Here is an 18,185-nt window from a genome sequence, read left to right as displayed (position 1 = left end):
CCACTTGAGTCTTGCCGACACCCTCTACCAGCTGACCCCCTCGCCTGCCCTGCTGCTGCTGATCATCGCCGCCATCGCCCTGATGGAGTCACTGGCGCTGATCGGCCTGCTGGTGCCCGGCGTGATCCTGATCACCGCCGCGGCCTCCCTGGCCGGCCACCAGGAGATCGCCCTGTCGGCGGTCATTGCGGTCGCCTTCCTCGGCGCCGTGGCGGGGGACGGGATGAGTTTCCTGCTGGGCTACACCCAGCGCGAAAGGGTCACCCGCCTGTGGCCCCTTGCGCGCCACCCGGAGTGGCTGGCCAGGGGCGCCCGCTTCTTCCGACGCTACGGCAGCCTGTCGGTGTTCTTCGGCCGCTTCGTGGGCCCGGTTCGCCCGATGGTGCCGATGATCGCCGGCATGCTGCACATGTCGCCCCGGGCCTTCACCTGGGCCAACCTCGCCTCGGCGGCCCTCTGGGCGCCCGCCTATGTGCTGCCCGGCTACCTCCTGGGCCGCACCTGGCAACAGCTGCTGGGCCTGCCGGAGGGCATCGAGACCTGGCTGGTCGCCCTGATCGTGCTGCTGGTGGTGCTGGCCGTGGTGTTCTCCTGGCTGCGCCAGCAGGTCACCCGTACCGGCCGCCTCTACCGGCTCGCCGCCGTCGGCGCGCGCCGCCACCCGGTGATGCGGCGCTTCTGGCTGGTCCAGAGCTGGCGGGGCCAAGGCGAGGTGCCACTGGCCAGCTGGCTGCTGCTGATCCTCGCCCTGGGCTCGCTCTCGGGATGGACGCTGCTGGTGATCCAGCAGCAGGGACCCCTGGCAATCGACCTGCGCGTCAACCAGCTCTTCACGGCACTGGCCACGCCCGGCCTGGAGCGCCTCGGCCAGGTGCTGGCAAGGGTCGGCGACCGCTACGGAGTGATCGCCCTGGTGCTTCCCTGGGGGGCATGGCTGCTGTGGAAGCGCCACCTGGCGGCCTTCGTGCACATCTCGGCAGGGCTCGGTGGCATTGCGCTGCTCAATACCCTGGGCAAGGCGTTGATCGGCCGGGACCGCCCGGGAACGCCGGACTACCTGGCCGGCTCCCTGGCCTACCCCAGCGCCCATGCCTCCACCGCCGTGGTGGTGCTCGGCCTCGCCGCCGCCTTCATCGCCCGGGAGCTTCCCCACCACCAGCGCCATTGGGTCTACTGGGCCGCCATCCTGCTCGCCGTTCCCATGGCACTCTCGCGGCTGGTGATCGGCGTTCACTGGCTCAGCGACCTGGTCGGTGGCGCCCTGCTCGGCCTGGTGGTCTGTGCCCTGGTGCACCTGGCCTGGCAGCAGAAGGCGCGACCGTCACTCGCCCTCTGCCCCTGGTGGTGGCTGGGCAGCGCCTCGCTGATACTGGTGAGCGCCCGGGTGGCCTGGCTACCGCCCGTCTGAGCCGTAAGCCGTAAGCCGTATGCCGTAAGCCGTAAGCCGTAAGCCGTAAGCCGTAAGCCGTAAGCCGTAAGCCGTAAGCCGTAAGCCGTAAGCCATGATGCGACTACCCAGCCTAGCCGCAGCAACGCTTTTCACTTGTAGCTCCCGGCGAAGCCGGGTCATCCCAGGGCCAGCCACACCCCGACGCCGACCATCAGCGAGCCGGCGATGCGGTTGAGCAGGCGCACGTTGCCGCTCTCGCCGAGCAGCCGGCGCAGGCTGCGTCCGCCGGCGGCGTAGAGCAGCAGGCAGAGGAACTCGATGGCCAGGATCACCGCGATCAGCACGGCCAGCTGTCCCCCCAGGGCTCGGCTGGCATCGAGGAAGGGCGGCAGCAGCGCCACGAAGAAGGCCCAGCCCTTGGGGTTGGCCACCGCGGTGACGAAACCCTGCAGCGCCAGCTGGCCGCGGCCCGCCGGCGGCAGTTCGACGCTCTCGAGCGGAATCGCCATGCGCCCCCGGGAGCGCCACATCATCACCCCCAGATACCCCAGGTAGGCGCCACCCACCCACTTGAACAGCGCGAACAGCTCAGGCTGGCGCAGCATCAGGGTAGCGACGCCGGCACCGGCGGCGGCGGCCACCAGGCCCACCCCGACCAGCTCGCCGGCCATCATCCACAGGGTGCGCCTCACGCCCTGGGTCATCCCCAGCACCATGGATAGCGTCATGCACATCCCGGGGGTCAGCGACACGAGCAGGAAGGTCGGCACGAAGACCGACAGCAGCGACAGCTTGATCATCATCGAAGGCCTCGTCCTTGTGTGCCCCAGCCTGGCAGGAGCGGGTGACACCGCCGCGACGACTCCCAGACCGGGAGCCTCCCGTCATTCGCCCCAGCGCGGTACCAGGTGGTGCTCGATCCCCAGTTGGTTGAGAATCCGCGCCACGATGAAGTCGACCAGGTCATCTATCGACGCCGGCTGGTGGTAGAAACCCGGGGCGGCCGGCAGGATCACCGCCCCCATGCGGGTCAGGCTCAGCATGTGCTCCAGGTGGATCGCCGAGAAGGGGGTCTCGCGGGGGACCAGGATCAGCTGGCGGCGCTCCTTGAGGGCGACGTCGGCGGCACGCTCGATCAGGTTGTTGCTGGCCCCCGTGGCCACCGCCGAGAGGGTGCCGGTGGAGCAGGGGCAGATCACCATGGAGGATGGCGCCCCGGAGCCCGAGGCCACCGGGGCCATCCAGTCCTCCCGCCCGAAGCAGCGGATCTGGCCGGGGGCCGCGCCGCTGCGCTCGCTCAGCACCTCGGCCAGGCGCTCCGGGCGGGCCGGCAGCGCGGTGTCGGTCTCGGTGGCGATCACCAGGTGGGCGGCCCTGGAGATCATCACCCAGACCGCGTGGTCGGCCGCCACCAGCGTCTCGATGAGGCGCAGGCCGTACTGGGCCCCGGAGGCACCGGTGATCGCCACGGTGACCGGGGCTCGCAGTCCCTCAGCCATGGGCCACCTCCAAGGCGGCCAGAAGCTTCTCGTGGATGCCGCCGAAGCCGCCGTTGGACATCACCACGATGCGGTCGAGGGGGCGCGCCTCGGCCACCAGGGCCTCGACCAGGGCATCGAGGTCCTCATGCAACCGGGCCGGCACCGGGCTCCCGGCGAGCAGCGGCGCCAGCGACCAGTCGAGCCCCGGGGGCTGGTACCAGAAGGCGGCATCGGCGGCGGCGACGCTGCCGGCGAGGCGATCGCGCAGGGTGCCCAGGCGCATGGTGTTGGAGCGCGGCTCGATCACCGCCAGCAGCCGGCCGCGGGCGGTGGCGGCGCGCAGCCCCTCCAGGGTGGCGGCGATGGCCGTGGGATGGTGGGCGAAATCGTCGATCACCTGGATCCCGGCCACCTCGCCACGCAGCTCCTGGCGCCGGCGAGGGGACTCGAAGCGCGACAGCGCCGCACAGCCCCGTGCCAGGTCGACCCCGCAGGCGTGCGCCGCCGCCAGGGCGGCCAGGGCGTTACGGGCGTTGTAGGCCCCGGTCAGCGGCCAGTCCACCACCGCATCCTCGTCGACGCCTTCCTCACCCTGGCCCTCCTGGTGGATCACCTGGAAGCGGGAGGCGTCCTCGCGCTCGAGTTCCAGCCGCCAGGGGCTGGCGGCGTCGCTGCCGAAACGGACGACCGGCGTCCAGCACCCCTGCTCGAGCACCCTGTCCAGTGCCGGCTCGCCATCGGCCACCAGCAGCCGGCCGCGGCCGGGTACCGTGCGCACCAGGTGGTGGAACTGTCGCTCGATGGCGGCCAGGTCGGGAAAGATGTCCGCGTGATCGAACTCCAGGTTGCCGAGGATGGCGATCTCGGGGCGGTAATGGACGAACTTGGAGCGCTTGTCGAAGAAGGCGGTGTCGTACTCGTCGGCCTCGACCACGAAGGGAGCGTCATGGGCCCCGAGGCGCGCCGAGACACCGAAGTTGCGCGGCACCCCGCCGATCAGGAAACCCGGGGCGAGGCCGGCGGACTCCAGCAGCCAGGCCAGCAGGCTCGCCGTGGTGGTCTTGCCGTGGGTGCCGGCCACGGCGATCACCCGCCGCCCCGGCAGGACATGCTCGGCCAGCCACTGGGGACCCGAGACATAGGGCAGCCCCAGGTCGAGCATCGCTTCCACCTCGGGGTTGCCCCGGGAGAGCGCGTTGCCGACCACCACCAGGTCGGGATGCGGTTCCAGGTTGGCGGCCGCATGGCCCTCGGTCAGCTGGATGCCGGCCTCCTCGAGCTGGGTGCTCATGGGCGGATAGACATTGGCATCCGAACCGCTGACCGTGGCGCCCAGTTCGCGGGCCAGCAGTGCCAGGCTGCCCATGAAGGTGCCGCAGATACCGAGAATGTGAAGGTGCATGCTGTCTCCGACTGCATCATGCCGCCGCAGGCCGCGGCGCGGTCACGGGAGACTAGCATGGCGCCCGCGGCGTGCTCCAGCGGGCACCGTCGCCGCGGGGACCCAAGGGGACTTGGGTGTGGCGGGCGCTCGGATGCAGCCCCAGCCACTTTCGGCTAGACTCTCGGGCTTTCGGACCCCTCGACGTGACCAGGAACAGGAAAGCCCCATGGCCCACAATGCCTTCTACGCCCAGTCCGGCGGCGTCACCGCCGTGATCAATGCCAGCGCCTGCGGCGTGATCGAGGCCTGTCGCCGCCACCCGGATCGGATCGGCAGGGTCTATGCCGGCCACAATGGCATCATCGGCGCCCTGACCGAGGACCTGATCGACGTCAGCCAGGAATCCGACGAAGCCATCGCGGCGCTGCGCCACACCCCGGGTGGCGCCTTCGGCTCCTGCCGCTACAAGCTCAAGGACATCGAGAGCCACCGCGCCCAGTACGAGCGTCTGATCGAGGTGTTCAAGGCCCACGACATCCGCTACTTCTTCTACAACGGCGGCGGTGACAGCGCCGACACCTGCCTCAAGGTCTCCCAGCTCTCCGAGAAGATGGGCTACCCGCTGACCGCCATCCACGTGCCCAAGACCGTGGACAACGACCTGCCGATCACCGACAACTCGCCCGGCTTCGGCAGCGTGGCCAAGTACATCGCCACCTCCACCCTCGAGGCCTCCCTGGACATCGCCTCGATGTGCGCCACCTCGACCAAGGTGTTCGTGCTCGAGGTGATGGGCCGCCACGCCGGCTGGATCGCCGCCGCCGGGGCCCTGGCCGGCAACGGCGAGGGCGAACCGCCCCACCTGGTGATCTTCCCCGAGGTCCCCTTCGACCGCGCCAGGGTCATGGCCAGGGTCGAGGAGGCGGTGCAGAAGTATGGCTACTGCGTGATCGTGGTCTCCGAGGGGGCCCGCTACGAGGACGGCACCTTCCTGGCCGATTCGGGCAACACCGATGCCTTCGGCCACCGTCAGCTGGGCGGCGTGGCACCGACACTGGCCGGCATGGTCAAGCAGGACCTGGGCTACAAGTACCACTGGGCGGTCGCCGACTACCTTCAGCGTGCCGCGCGGCACCTGGCCTCGAAGACCGACGTCGACCAGGCCTATGCCGTGGGCGAGAAGGCGGTGGAGCTGGCCCTGGAGGGCAAGAACTCGATGATGCCGGCGATCAAGCGGGTCTCGGACACCCCCTACGAGTGGCGCATCGAGGCCGCCCCGCTGGCCGAGGTGGCCAATCGGGAGAAGTTCATGCCCGCCGAGTACATCCGCGGGGACGGCTTCGGCATCACCGAGGCGTGCCGCCAGTACCTATCGCCGCTGATCCAGGGCGAGGACTTCCCGCCCTTCGAGAACGGCCTGCCGAAGGTCGCCCACCTCAAGCTGGCCAAGGTCGACCGCAAGCTGGCCGATTTCAAGCTCTAGGCTTAGGGCTTCGGGCACTAGTCTGCTCGCAGCTCGTGGCCCGTGCCCCCCATGGGGTCAGCCTCGGCGCTTACCGCAACAGCCACGACAGCACCAGCAGCAGCAGCAGGATCCCCGCCACCCCCTGCCAGAAGCCGGCCGGTTCGCGCAGCATTCGGGGGGTGGCACGCCCTCCCTCACGCTCGGCGCTCAGCGGCTGACGCAGGGCGTGCAGGAACTCCGACATGCGCCGGTAACGCAGCGCACGCTGCGGGTCCAGTGCCCGGCGCAGGGCGTCATCCAGGGCGGGCGTCACCTCGGGATTGAGGGTCCTGGCGCTGCGGTAGACGAGCTGTTCCAGGTCGGTATGGCGGCGCAGGCGGTTGGGCGCCAGGGCATAGGGCAGCTCGCCGGTCAGCAACCAGTAGACGGTGGACGCCAGCGAGTACTGGTCGCTGCGCCGCCCTACCGAATCGTCCAGGGCATATTCCGGGGCACTGTGTTCGGTCAACCCGACCTGGCGCACCAGCTCCCGGGAGCGCTTGTGACCGTCCACGTCGCGCAGATGGCAGGCGCTGAAATCGGTCAGCACCACCTGGCCATGGGGGTCGATCAACACGTTGCCGGGATGGATCTGCTGGTGCAGCAGGTCGCGGTGATGCAGCGCCTGCACGGCCTTGCCCAGCTGGTTGGCGATGTCCAGGCGCTGCACCAGGCTCGCCTGGGGGTGTCGGCGTGCCCAGTCGATCAGGGTCTCGCCCTCCACATAGGCCATCAGGTAGTAGAGATAGCGCCGTGGCCGCGAGGGCTCCATGATGCGCACCACGAAGGGCGACTTGACCCGCTCCACCACCCACTGCTGGAGCAGGAAGTGCTCCAGGTAGGCGTTGCGGTTGGAAAGCTCGGGACTCGGCGCCTTCATCACCATCTCCCGCTCGGTGTGCACGTCTCGCACGCGGTAGACCCGCGACTGGGCGGTACGCGACAGCACGGCCTGGACCTCCAGGCCGTCCAGGCGCTCGCCGGGGGCGAGTTCCGGGGGAATCGGCAGGTCGCCGTAGATCCGCCCCGGCACGTCCTGCTCCTCGTCGGGCAGCTGGTCGATCCGCACCAGCTGGAAGCAGAACTGCTCGGCTCCATAGCCACGCGCCTGGGCACGGGCGACCGCTGCCTCGGCCAGGCGCTCGCAGGCGGCATCCAGGTCGCTGGCATCCTGGCGGATCAGCTGCACGTACTCCGAGGGCATCAGGGTCCCCAGCGCCACCTGGGTGGTGAACAGGAAGAGGTCACCCTGCTTGATCGGCATGTGCATGTAGTCGATGTCGATGCTGCCGTCCATGCCCAATGCCCGCGAGGGGTAGCGATAGCCGCCCAGGTCGGTGACATGGTCGCGGGAGAGCTGCTCGAACTCCGCGCCGCGCAGCCGGAACACCAGGGTATCGCCCATGTGAAAGAGGTGCGCCTCGCGTCCCCGGTAGACCACGGCCGAGAGCGAGGCGACATAGCTGCCTTCCGCGAGATGCTGGCTCTGGCTGTAGCACCAGCCGTTGAGGGCGCGCAGCACCCGGGTCGCCGAGGTCTTGACGTCCCAGTGGTCCGGGGTGGAGAAGTAGTCCGCCAGGAAGCCACGCACGCTGAGGTCCCCCGCCTGCTTGGCGATGGCGTTGCGCGAGGTGGAATCGCTGATCACCGCACAGGCCCCCTTGGCACGCAGGAGGGCCTGCTCGGGCACCCGTACCGACATCGAGCTGCGATGCCGGCGCCGGTCCGGGGCCACGAAGGCCTGTCCATAACTCAGTGACAGCTGGTCGGGTGCCAAGGCGTTCTCCTCGGAGTCGAAACGGCTGGCCGGCGTCGCACGAGGCTGCCGGCTCCATCGGAACACCATGATACACTCGTGGCGGTGCAGCCGGGGTGTCAACCAACGGCGAAGACGCCCCCATCCACCCCGAGGCGCCACCTTGCGCCGAGCCTCGGCCCCGTCTCGCGGCACCTTTGTCGCATTGGTAATCCCCGCATCGGCTCCGTATAATTCGCCGGATTTTTCGCCTATCCGGATTTTCGCCAACCGAAGGAAGCGACGATGAACTTCGACAACATCCCCGCCGGCAAGGATCTCCCCAACGACGTCTACGTCGCCATCGAGATCCCGGCCAACCACACGCCGATCAAGTACGAGATCGACAAGGACATGGGTGCGCTGCTGGTCGACCGCTTCATGGCCACCCCGATGTTCTACCCGGCCAACTACGGCTTCATCCCGCACACCCTGGCCGACGACGGCGACCCCCTGGATGCGCTGGTGGTGACGCCCTATCCGGTACAGGCCGGCGCCGTGATCCGTGCGCGTCCGGTCGGCATCCTCAACATGACCGACGAGGCCGGCGAGGACGCCAAGCTGGTCTGCGTGCCGCACCCCACGCTCTCCACCCTCTACGACGACGTCCAGGAGGTCACCGACCTGCCCGAGCTGCTGCGCCAGCAGATCGCCCACTTCTTCGAGAACTACAAGGATCTCGAGAAGGGCAAGTGGGTGAAGGTGGAGTCCTGGGAAGGCGTCGAGGCTGCCCGCAAGGCCATCGAGAAGTCCGTGGCGGCCTACGAGAAGGCCTGATCGCACGGATCGTCCTACCGAACGGGCCGCCCTCCGGGCGGCCCGTTCGCCTGTCGAGGAGTCACTCCCCGCCGGAAGCTCCGCGCTCTTCCTCCGAGGCCGGCGCCTGATACTCATCGGTCTCGGGAGGCATCGGCTCCTCGTCGTCAGCGGCCCTCGGGGCCGGCTCCCCGGCCCGGTCGTCCTCGCGGAGCTCCTCCAGCGACTCAAGCGCCGGCGGCGGGCTCTCGCCCCCGGCCCCCTCGCGACGCTCGACCTCCTCCACCGGGGGTTCGATGGGCGCCTCTTCCTGGTACGCCTCGGGAGCCGCCAGCCCTGCCGGCGGCACCTCGAGGGCCGCCGCCAGCTCCCGGGCCAGGTCCCGGGCACGGATGACATGGTTGGCCATCACCAGCGAATGGTTGGCGAAGAGGCCGAACCCCGAGCCGTTGAGCACCACCGGGCTCCACAGCCGGCGCTGGGTGCGCTCCAGCTCGGCGACGAGCATCTCCCACTCACCCAGCACCGCGGCGCGCTCCAGCACGTCCGCCTGGTCACGGCGCACCGCCTCGAGCAGGTGGGGAAGCGCCCAGCCGGTGCCCCGGGCCTCGAAGAAGATGTCGTCGACCCGGTGCCAGGGAGTGCGCGGCGGCAGCTCATCGGGCTCGATGTCCAGGTCGCGAAGCTGCTCGCGACTGCCGACGCTGGCCGAGAGACGCCTCCCCAGGTCGTCGAGACGCCAGGCGACCTGCTCCAGCCAGGCCGACAGGCCGGCCCCCGCGGTGAAGCCGGCATCCCCCTGTTCCCCGAGCGCCGTCAGGTAGCCCCCCAGTGACGCGAGGGCCTCCTCGAGACGCTGCTCGGTGGAGGGGTAGAGCCAGTCGCGGCTGTCCCCCCGCAGCCGCTCGGCGGCCTCCTCCAGCGCCGGGTGGTCGCCCGGCTCCATGACCGACAACGCCCGGGAGAGGTCACGGGCCTGGGTCAGCACCCCGAGCTCCCAGTTGGGCATGTTGTCCAACCACAGCCCCGGCGGGGCTATATCGTTGCGCAGGTAACCGCCGGGCTTGTCCAGCAGCGTATGCACCGCGGTCATCAGGGTGGCGGTGGTCACCGCGCCGCGAGCCGCCGGGGTGGAAGCTTGCTCACCACGCCGCTCGGCGGTGGCCTGTTCCACGTCGAAGGCGGCCGGCACCCGGCTCCACCAGATCCCCAGCGCCACGGTCACCAGCAGGTAGGCCCCCACCAGCGCCAGCAGCGGCTTCCATATCCAGCCGTACTCCGGACGCTCCAGCGCCTCGGCCCTCCTTCGGCGCCTGGCGGCGCCCGTTCCCGTCAATGCCATGGTCCCGATTCCCTGATGTTGGCAGATGCGGCAGCGCGACAATGGGGCGCAGCCGAGGCCGGCATCATGTGATCTACAGCGCCGGCCTCCTGCGTTATCCTAGCAGCTGATGCCCCCTCGCGGCGTCCGTCACGGAACCCGAGGCAGTCGCGGGGAGTCATATTCGCGCCCATCTGGAAAAGGAAGACCGTGTTGAACATCAGACACCTGGCCTGCCTGCTGGCCCTCGCGCTACTTCCTCTCAGCAGTCATGCCCAGTGGTTCTCCTCGAGCTCCTCCAGCGGAGACTTCCTGCCGGTGCTGGAAGCCTTCCAGCCGAGCGCCTGGCATGATGGCGAGACCCTCTTCGTGGGGGTCGAGGTCACGCCCGAACACTACCTCTATCGCCACCAGTTCGCGGTGGACGCCGACACCGCGACCCTCGGCGAGCCCGAGGTTCCCCAGGGCGAATTCACCAGTGACGAGTTCCTCGGCGACGTCTACGTGTTCCGCGATGACGTGGTCTTCGAGGTGCCGATCGAGGATGGCGCCAGCGGCGTGCTGCCGGTGACGCTGACCTTCCAGGGCTGCGCCGATGCCGGCCTCTGCTATCCCCCCGAGCGGGTCGACCTCCAGGCCGCCGAGCGCGCCGCGCCGGCCGCCTTCGCCGGCTGGGGCGCCGGTGGTGCGGGCCCCGGCGACACCGGCACGCGCGACGCCGCCGCCCCGGCCGCCCCCCAGAGCGCCGATGGTCGCTTCAGTGCCCTGATGGCCGACGCCAGCCTGCCACTGGCGCTGGGCCTGTTCTTCCTCGCCGGCCTGGGTCTGACCTTCACGCCCTGCGTGCTGCCCATGGTGCCGATCCTGTCGTCGATCATCGTCGGCCAGAACCCCTCCCGGCCACGGGCCTTCGCGCTCTCGGCCAGCTACGTGGGGGGGATGGCGCTGACCTATGCCGCCGTCGGGGTCCTGATGGGCCTGTTCGGCGCCGGCCTCAACCTGCAGGCCCGCCTGCAGTCGGCCCCGGTGCTGATCACCTTCGCGGTGCTCTTCACCCTCTTCGCCCTGGCGATGTTCGGTGCCTTCGAGCTGCGCATGTCGCCCCGAATCGCCGGGCGCATCGACGCCTGGCAGGCCCGCGCCCAGCGCAGCGGCCCGGGCGGCCTGGCACTGGCCGGGGCACTGTCGGTGCTGGTGGTCTCGCCCTGCGTCTCGGCGCCCCTGGCCGGCGCCCTGGTGTTCATCTCCTCCACCGGGGATGCCCTGATGGGCGGCGCCGCCCTGCTCGCCCTCGGGCTCGGCATGGGGGTGCCCCTGCTGCTGGTCGGCACCTTCGGCACCACCCTGCTGCCGCGCACCGGCGCCTGGATGAACGGTGTGAAGATCGCCTTCGGCATCCTGATGCTGGGGGTCGCGATCTGGCTGATCGAGCGGCTGCTGCCCGCCAGCGTGGCCCTGCTGCTGTGGGCCGCCCTGGCCATCGGCAGTGCCCTGGCCCTGGGCGCGATGACCGTCAACCAGGCCCAGGGCTGGCCGCGGGTACGCCAGGCGACCGGCCTGGTGCTGCTCGCCTGGGGCATCGCCCTGGTGCTGGGTGCCGCCGGCGGTGCCACGGACCCGCTGCGCCCGCTGGCGGGACTGACCAGCGCCGGGAGCCAGGCCCGCAGCGTGGAAGCGGAAATCACCACGGTCAGCGGACTCGACGGCCTGCGCCAGGCCCTGGCCGGGGCCGCCGACCGGGAACGGCCGGCCTTCGTGCACTTCACCGCCGACTGGTGCATCTCCTGCAAGCAGATGGAGCGCCAGGTCTACCCTGACCCCCGGGTCGCCGAACCCCTCTCGGCCTTTGCCCGCATCAATGTCGATGTCACCGACACCGGTGACACCACTCGCGAGCTGCTCGATCACTTCGGTCTCTTCGGCCCGCCCAGCCTGCTGTTCTTCGATGGCGAGGAGGAGATCCGCGAGGCACGCATCCAGGGGGAGATGCGCGCTGCCGGCCTGGCCAGTCACCTGGACGGCGTGCTTGACTGGCTGGGCGGCCGCCGGGGCTGAGTCGGTGGCGAATGACCGCGAACGTCGTCAAACAGGCGTTTGAACGTGATGATCGAACGCTGTTCTCACGCCTGCTGGACATCCACGCCGATTTTCGGCACACTCCGGCGTCAATGCCTTATCAAGGCCGATAGAGGCGGCAAGAGTCGCCATCTTGCCGCGATCTATTGCGAGTTGGCCCGGGTTGACAGCGCCCCGGGACTGCCGCCACCCACCGATACCAATCGATCGAGACAGAGCCATGGATATCCGCAAGGTCAAGAAGCTGATCGAACTGCTCGAAGAGTCCAACATCAGCGAAATCGAGATCCAGGAAGGCGAGGAATCGGTACGCATCAGCCGACACCCCAATGGCCCGAGCCTGCAGCAGCCCATGCCCCAGGGCTATGCCCCGGCGGCGCCGGCACCCGCTCCCGAGGCCGTGGCGGCGCCCGCCGAGCCCGCCGGCGAGTCGGCCCCCGCCTATCAGGGGCATGCCGTCTGCTCGCCCATGGTCGGCACCTTCTACCGCTCCCCGGCACCGGGTGCCAAGCCCTTCATCGAGGTGGGCTCCAGCGTCAAGAAGGGTGATACCGTGTGTATCATCGAGGCCATGAAGATGATGAACCAGATCGAGGCCGATCGCGATGGCGTGATCGAGGCGATCCTGGTCGAGGACGGCGAGCCGGTCGAGTTCGACCAGCCGATGGTCGTCATCTCCTGATCTTCCCACAGACACTGGCGGACCCCATCATGCTGGACAAGGTTCTCATCGCCAATCGCGGCGAGATCGCCCTGCGCATCCTGCGCGCCTGCAAGGAACTGGGCATCAAGACCGTCGCGGTCCACTCCAAGGCCGACCGCGAGCTGATGCACGTACGCCTGGCCGACGAGGCCGTGTGCATCGGGCCGGCCCCCTCGGCCCAGTCCTACCTGAATATCCCGGCGCTGATCAGCGCCGCCGAAGTCACCGATTCCAGCGCCATCCACCCCGGCTACGGCTTCCTGTCCGAGAACGCCAACTTCGCCGAGCAGGTCGAGCGCTCCGGCTTCATCTTCATCGGCCCCCGCGCCGAGACCATTCGCCTGATGGGCGACAAGGTCAGCGCCATCGAGTCGATGAAGAAGGCCGGCGTCCCCACCGTGCCCGGCTCCGACGGCCCGTTGCCGGAGGATGACGAGGGCGAGATCGTCGCCATCGCCAGGCGCATCGGCTACCCGGTGATCATCAAGGCCGCCGCGGGTGGTGGCGGGCGCGGCATGCGCGTGGTGCATACCGAGGCCCACCTGCTCTCCGCGGTCACCGTCACCCGCACCGAGGCCCACTCGGCCTTCGGCGACGGCACCGTCTACATGGAGAAGTTCCTCGAGAACCCGCGCCACGTGGAGGTGCAGGTGCTGGCCGATGGCCAGGGCAACGCCATCCACCTCTATGATCGCGACTGTTCCCTGCAACGCCGCCACCAGAAGGTGATCGAGGAGGCCCCGGCCCCGGGCATCGACGAGGCCGCCCGCGCCGAGGTGCTCGAGGCGTGCCGCCAGGCCTGCATCACCATCGGCTATCGCGGCGCCGGCACCTTCGAGTTCCTCTACGAGGACGGCCAGTTCTTCTTCATCGAGATGAACACCCGGGTCCAGGTCGAGCATCCGGTCACCGAGATGGTCACCGGGGTGGATATCGTCCGCGAGCAGCTGCGCATCGCCTCGGGGCTGCCGCTGTCGGTCAGCCAGGAAGAGGTACAGCTCAACGGCCACGCCTTCGAGTGCCGCATCAACGCCGAGGATTCCCGCACCTTCATGCCTTCCCCCGGCAAGGTGACCCTCTACCACCCGCCCGGCGGACTCGGGGTGCGCATGGACTCCCACGTCTATACCGGCTATACCGTGCCGCCCCACTACGACTCGCTGATCGGCAAGCTGATCACCTGGGGCGCCGACCGCGAGACCGCGCTGATCCGCATGCGCAACGCGCTGGACGAGTTGCTGGTGGAGGGCATCAAGACCAACACCGACCTGCACAAGGACCTGGTCCGCGATGGCTATTTCCAGCAGGGTGGCGTGAATATCCACTACCTGGAAAAGAAGCTCGCGCAGTAAGCGCGCAGCGCTTCGCGGGGTGGCCGACGCCACCCCGTTTTCGTTTCCCGATGTCCGTCACCCCGGCGACCCGATCGCCGCCTCGAGGAGCCCGCCGCCATGCCCTGGCTACAACTGAAGGCTCATATCGCCCCCGAACAGTCCGAGACCCTGGAAGAGCTGCTGCTCGCCGAGGGCGCCACCGCCATCACCCTGCAGGACGCCCACGACGACCCGGTCTTCGAACCCGAGCGCGGCACCACCCCGCTGTGGGACGAGACGGTACTCACCGGCCTCTACGACGACCTGGAGGGCGTCGATGCCATGCTCGACCGGGTGCGCCAGGCCTGGGCCGCCGAGTTTCCCGGGGAGCCCTGCCCCGAGATCGAGGTCGAGTTGCTGGCCGACCGCGACTGGGAGCGCGAGTGGATGGAGGACTTCCGGCCGCTGCGCATGGGCCAGCGGCTGTGGATCGTGCCGAGCTGGCACGAGCCGCCGGAGCCCGGCGCGGTGAACCTGCACCTGGACCCGGGGCTCGCCTTCGGTACCGGCACCCACCCGACCACGGCGCTCTGCCTGGAGTGGCTCGACGGGCTGGCCGTGGCCGACGAGATCGAGGGTCGAGAGGTCCTCGACGTGGGCTGCGGCTCGGGGATACTCGCCATCGCCGCCCTCCGGCTGGGGGCGGCCGGCGCCGTGGGTACCGACATCGACCCCCAGGCGCTGCAGGCAAGCCGCGACAATGCTCAACGCAATGACGTGGCCGAGCGCGACTTGCGCCTCTGCTACCCGGAGCAGCTCGACGCTGGCGAGACCTTCCCCATCGTGGTGGCCAATATCCTCGCCGGACCGCTGGTCGAGCTGGCCCCGATGATCGCCGGCCATGTCGCGCCGGGTGGTCGCCTGACCCTGTCCGGCATTCTCGAGCACCAGGCCGAGGAGGTGCTCGAGGCCTACCGCGCCGAGGGCCTGCTGATGGAGGCGCCGGTGGGACGCGAGGGCTGGGTGAGGCTGAGCGGGCATCGGCCCGGCTGAACGGCGGGAAGCGAAGGCCGTTGCGACGGCCTCCCAACCAAAGATCGCCTTCACCATCGACTGGCGGGGGCGTATGATATGCCCCCTTCGAACCGACAGACGCCATCATGCCCGAGACCCGCTCCCCCCTGCCCCGGATCGGCCGCTTCGAGTTGCCCAACAGGGTGATCCTGGCGCCCATGGCCGGTGTCACCGACCGCCCCTTCCGCCAGCTCTGCCGGCAACTGGGGGCGGGCCTGGTGGTGGGCGAGATGGTCACCTCGGACCCGGGGCTGTGGCACACCCGCAAGTCGCGCCTGCGCATGGACCATCGCGGCGAACCGGGGCCCCGAGCGGTACAGATCGCCGGCGGAGACGCCGACATGCTCGCCGAGGCGGCGCGGCTCAATGCCGCACAGGGTGCCGAGATCATCGACATCAACATGGGCTGCCCGGCCAAGAAGGTGTGCAACAAGGCCGCCGGCTCCGCACTCCTGCGTGACGAGGCCCTGGTGGCCGAGATCCTCCACGCCGTGGTGGCCGCCGTGGACGTGCCGGTGACGCTGAAGATCCGCACCGGCTGGTGCGCCGAGAGCAACAACGGCGTGCGTGTGGCACGGCTGGCCGAGGACGCCGGCATCCAGGCCCTGGCGGTCCATGGCCGCCATCGCCAGCAGCGCTACTCGGGCGAGGCCGAGTACGACACCATCGCCGCCATCAAGGCCGCGGTGGGCATCCCGGTCTTCGCCAACGGCGATATCGATTCCGCCGAGAAGGCCGCCCGTGTCCTCGACTATACTGGGGCGGATGCAGTGATGATCGGTCGCGGCGCACAGGGCAATCCCTGGGTCTTCCGCGAGATCGATCACTATCTGCGCCGGGGAGAGCATCTCCCTCCCCCGGCCGACGGGGAGCGCGCCAGCGTCCTGCGCGCCCACCTCGCGGCCCTGCATGACTTCTATGGTGAGCACATGGGGGTGCGCATCGCACGCAAGCATGTCGGCTGGTACCTGGCCGGCGATGCCCGTCTCGACGAGGCGGGCAGGCGTGCCCTGCGAGCCACCTTCAACGGCCTGGAGTGCCCGACAGCCCAGTGCCGCTTCATTGACGAACTGTTTCGTCACGACCCCGCCGCGGCTGCGAGCCGCCTGGCCCGGGGCGTGACGACGGATGGAATCTGTGCCGCATGACCAGCCAAGCCTTTCCCCAGAATCCCGAGCTGTCGGGGCTAGATGCCCGGACCTCCCGTGATCTCGCCGACGTGGCCGACCCTGCCCAGGGCGACCGCCAGGCCGGGCCGGCATCGCAGCAGCCGTTGCGCGAAGCCGTGGACGCCGCCATGCGACGCTACTTCGACCACCTGGACGGCGGCGACGTCACCGGCCTCTATGCCATGGTGATGGCCGAGGTCGAGTCGCCACTGCTGGCCGCCGTGCTCGAGCACACCCAGGGCAACCAGACCCGTGCCGCGGAGATGCTGGGGCTCAATCGCGGCACCCTGCGCAAGAAGCTCAAGCAGTACGGCCTGATCTGATCACGACGAGGGAGCCCCGTGGCACCCTTCGCCATGCCGCCATGCGCTTCGTGCCCCGGCTTCCATGACCCGACGTTCCACCCACCCACTGCCAGCCAGAGAGTGTCCCCATGGCCCAACCCTCCTCCGCCGCGGTTCGCCGCGCGCTGATCAGCGTTTCCGACAAGACCGGCATCGTCGACTTCGCCCGCGGTCTCACCGAGCACGGCGTCGAACTGCTCTCCACCGGCGGCACCTTCCGCCTGCTCCAGGAGAATGGCATCGCCGTTACCGAAGTCTCCGAGCATACCGGCTTCCCGGAGATCATGGACGGCCGGGTCAAGACCCTGCACCCGAAGATCCACGGCGGCATCCTGGGGCGTCGCGGCCAGGACGATGCCGTGATGGCCGAACACGGGATCGACCCCATCGACATGGTGGTGGTCAACCTCTACCCCTTCGCCCGGACCGTGGCCCAGCCGGACTGCACCCTCGGGGATGCCATCGAGAACATCGACATCGGTGGCCCGACCATGGTGCGCGCCTGTGCCAAGAACCACGCCCACACCACCATCGTGGTCAATGCCGAGGACTATGCCCGGGTGCTCGACGAACTCGCCGCCCGGGACGGCGCGGTGAGTGAGGCCACCCGCTTCGACCTGGCGGTCAAGGCCTTCGAGCACACCGCGGGCTACGACGCCGCCATCGCCGACTACCTCGGCCAGCGCGTGCCGGGGGGCGAGGACGGCTTTCCGCGCACCTACAACCTGCAGTTCGAGAAGAAGCAGGCCATGCGCTACGGCGAGAACCCCCACCAGGGCGCGGCCTTCTACGTGGAAGCCGGTGCCCGCGAGGCCAGCGTCGCCACCGCCACCCAGTTGCAGGGCAAGGCGCTCTCCTTCAACAACGTGGCCGATACCGATGCCGCCTTCGAATGCGTCAAGGCCTTCACCGACACCGCCTGCGTGATCGTCAAGCACGCCAACCCCTGTGGCGTGGCAGTGGGGGCAAGCCCCCTCGAGGCCTACGACAAGGCCTTCGCCACCGACCCCACCAGCGCCTTCGGCGGCATCATCGCCTTCAACGTGCCGCTGGATGCCGAGACCGCTCGCGCTATCATCGACCGCCAGTTCGTCGAGGTGATCATCGCTCCGGGGGTGGCCGACGACGCCCTCGCCATCGTCGCCGAGAAGCAGAACGTGCGCCTGCTCGACGTGGGCGAACACTGGCCCGGGGAGCGCGAGCATGCCCACGACTTCAAGCGGGTCACCGGTGGCCTGCTGGTACAGGATCGCGACCTGGGCATGGTGGGACGCGACGAACTCACCGTGGTCTCCGAGCGGGTGCCCACCGAGCAGGAGATGCGTGACCTGGCCTTCGCCTGGAAGGTGGCCAAGTACGTCAAGTCCAACGCCATCGTCTACGCCAAGGACGGCCAGACCATCGGCGTGGGCGCCGGCCAGATGAGCCGCGTCTATTCGGCCAGGATCGCCGGCATCAAGGCCGCCGACGAGGGCCTCTCGGTACCCGGTTCGGTGATGGCCAGCGACGCCTTCTTCCCCTTCCGCGACGGCATCGACGCCGCGGCGGCGGCCGGCATCGCCGCGGTGATCCAGCCCGGCGGCTCGATGCGCGACCAGGAGGTGATCGACGCCGCCAACGAGGCCGGTATCGCCATGGTCTTCACGGGGATGCGCCATTTTAGGCATTAAAGACACTGGATCTCGGTCATGCGTCGTTGAAAGTCGGCTCAAGATGCTCATTTGCAACAGCAAACTCCGCTCTTTCGCCAACTTTCGCCTAGCCTGACCATCGCCCAGCCGTCTTCTCAAGCAAGTCAGATATAGAAAACCCCATCGGCAGAACCGATGGGGTTTTCTGTCTTATGGCTTAAAGCTTATGGCTTAAAGCTCTCAG

15 protein-coding genes are annotated in these 18,185 nt (G+C 69.1%); 10 read left to right on the top strand and 5 right to left on the bottom strand.

From position 1 onward, the window contains the following. The first annotated feature begins 4 nt into the window (after window positions 1-4). Window positions 5-1,408 (top strand): bifunctional DedA family/phosphatase PAP2 family protein, encoded by a 1,404-nt coding sequence (locus ACOMD9_RS07700; protein ID WP_421413387.1) that lies wholly within the window; start codon window positions 5-7, stop codon window positions 1,406-1,408. Window positions 1,409-1,566: 158 nt separating this feature from the next. On the opposite strand, the gene ACOMD9_RS07695 is transcribed toward ACOMD9_RS07700, so the two are convergent. From ACOMD9_RS07695 to mpl, 3 genes are all read right to left on the bottom strand, one after another. After that, window positions 1,567-2,190, bottom strand: coding sequence for a LysE family translocator (locus ACOMD9_RS07695; RefSeq protein WP_421413730.1), 624 nt, complete (start codon window positions 2,188-2,190; stop codon window positions 1,567-1,569). An 84-nt stretch (window positions 2,191-2,274) separates the two neighbouring features. Next, window positions 2,275-2,889 carry a flavin prenyltransferase UbiX gene (locus ACOMD9_RS07690; RefSeq protein WP_421413385.1) on the bottom strand — a complete coding sequence of 205 codons (615 nt, stop codon included), beginning with the start codon at window positions 2,887-2,889 and terminating at the stop codon, window positions 2,275-2,277. Then, complete coding sequence (mpl, locus tag ACOMD9_RS07685; RefSeq protein ID WP_421413383.1) at window positions 2,882-4,273, bottom strand: UDP-N-acetylmuramate:L-alanyl-gamma-D-glutamyl-meso-diaminopimelate ligase; 1,392 nt, start codon at window positions 4,271-4,273, stop codon at window positions 2,882-2,884. Before mpl ends, ACOMD9_RS07690 begins: the two co-directional genes overlap by 8 nt. A 208-nt stretch (window positions 4,274-4,481) precedes the next feature. Between mpl and ACOMD9_RS07680 the strand changes: the two genes are divergently transcribed. Then, entirely contained in the window at window positions 4,482-5,738 is a 1,257-nt protein-coding gene (locus tag ACOMD9_RS07680) for a 6-phosphofructokinase (RefSeq protein WP_421413381.1), read from the top strand. A 70-nt stretch (window positions 5,739-5,808) separates the two neighbouring features. Here ACOMD9_RS07680 and ACOMD9_RS07675 read toward each other — a convergent pair whose 3' ends face one another. Continuing rightward, window positions 5,809-7,536 carry a protein kinase domain-containing protein gene (locus tag ACOMD9_RS07675; RefSeq protein WP_421413728.1) on the bottom strand — a complete coding sequence of 576 codons (1,728 nt, stop codon included), beginning with the start codon at window positions 7,534-7,536 and terminating at the stop codon, window positions 5,809-5,811. A 264-nt stretch (window positions 7,537-7,800) separates the two neighbouring features. Between ACOMD9_RS07675 and ppa the strand changes: the two genes are divergently transcribed. Next, window positions 7,801-8,331 (top strand): inorganic diphosphatase, encoded by a 531-nt coding sequence (gene ppa, locus ACOMD9_RS07670; RefSeq protein WP_421413378.1) that lies wholly within the window; start codon window positions 7,801-7,803, stop codon window positions 8,329-8,331. Window positions 8,332-8,392: 61 nt separating this feature from the next. Here the strand turns inward: ppa and ACOMD9_RS07665 are convergent, their stop codons facing one another. After that, entirely contained in the window at window positions 8,393-9,652 is a 1,260-nt protein-coding gene (locus tag ACOMD9_RS07665; RefSeq protein WP_421413376.1) for a DUF2333 family protein, read from the bottom strand. Between the two features lie 189 nt (window positions 9,653-9,841). Here ACOMD9_RS07665 and dsbD point away from each other — a divergent pair, with 189 nt between their 5' ends. The 7 genes from dsbD (at window position 9,842) to purH (ending at window position 17,980) form a co-directional block, all read left to right on the top strand. Beyond that, on the top strand, window positions 9,842-11,686 hold the full coding sequence (gene dsbD / locus ACOMD9_RS07660; protein ID WP_421413374.1) for a protein-disulfide reductase DsbD: 1,845 nt from the start codon (window positions 9,842-9,844) through the stop codon (window positions 11,684-11,686). Window positions 11,687-11,927: 241 nt separating this feature from the next. Then, entirely contained in the window at window positions 11,928-12,389 is a 462-nt protein-coding gene (gene accB / locus ACOMD9_RS07655; protein WP_421413372.1) for an acetyl-CoA carboxylase biotin carboxyl carrier protein, read from the top strand. Between the two features lie 29 nt (window positions 12,390-12,418). Continuing rightward, on the top strand, window positions 12,419-13,762 hold the full coding sequence (gene accC / locus ACOMD9_RS07650; protein WP_421413370.1) for an acetyl-CoA carboxylase biotin carboxylase subunit: 1,344 nt from the start codon (window positions 12,419-12,421) through the stop codon (window positions 13,760-13,762). Window positions 13,763-13,861: 99 nt separating this feature from the next. Further along, a complete protein-coding gene (gene prmA / locus ACOMD9_RS07645) occupies window positions 13,862-14,776 on the top strand; it encodes a 50S ribosomal protein L11 methyltransferase (protein ID WP_421413367.1) in 915 nt (304 codons plus the stop codon). Window positions 14,777-14,883: 107 nt separating this feature from the next. Then, the gene (gene dusB / locus ACOMD9_RS07640) at window positions 14,884-15,945 is read left to right on the top strand and encodes a tRNA dihydrouridine synthase DusB (RefSeq protein ID WP_421413365.1); all 1,062 of its coding nucleotides are present in this window, start codon (window positions 14,884-14,886) and stop codon (window positions 15,943-15,945) included. Beyond that, on the top strand, window positions 15,942-16,289 hold the full coding sequence (fis, locus tag ACOMD9_RS07635; protein ID WP_421413363.1) for a DNA-binding transcriptional regulator Fis: 348 nt from the start codon (window positions 15,942-15,944) through the stop codon (window positions 16,287-16,289). Before dusB ends, fis begins: the two co-directional genes overlap by 4 nt. A gap of 110 nt (window positions 16,290-16,399) precedes the next feature. After that, entirely contained in the window at window positions 16,400-17,980 is a 1,581-nt protein-coding gene (gene purH, locus ACOMD9_RS07630; RefSeq protein WP_421413361.1) for a bifunctional phosphoribosylaminoimidazolecarboxamide formyltransferase/IMP cyclohydrolase, read from the top strand. The last annotated feature ends 205 nt before the right edge of the window (window positions 17,981-18,185 follow it).

Source organism: Halomonas terrestris, from assembly GCF_049166755.1.
Classification (GTDB): Bacteria; Pseudomonadota; Gammaproteobacteria; order Pseudomonadales; family Halomonadaceae; genus Halomonas.
Note: the sequence above shows the minus strand (reverse complement) of the source record. Positions and strands in the feature narration are given on the sequence as shown.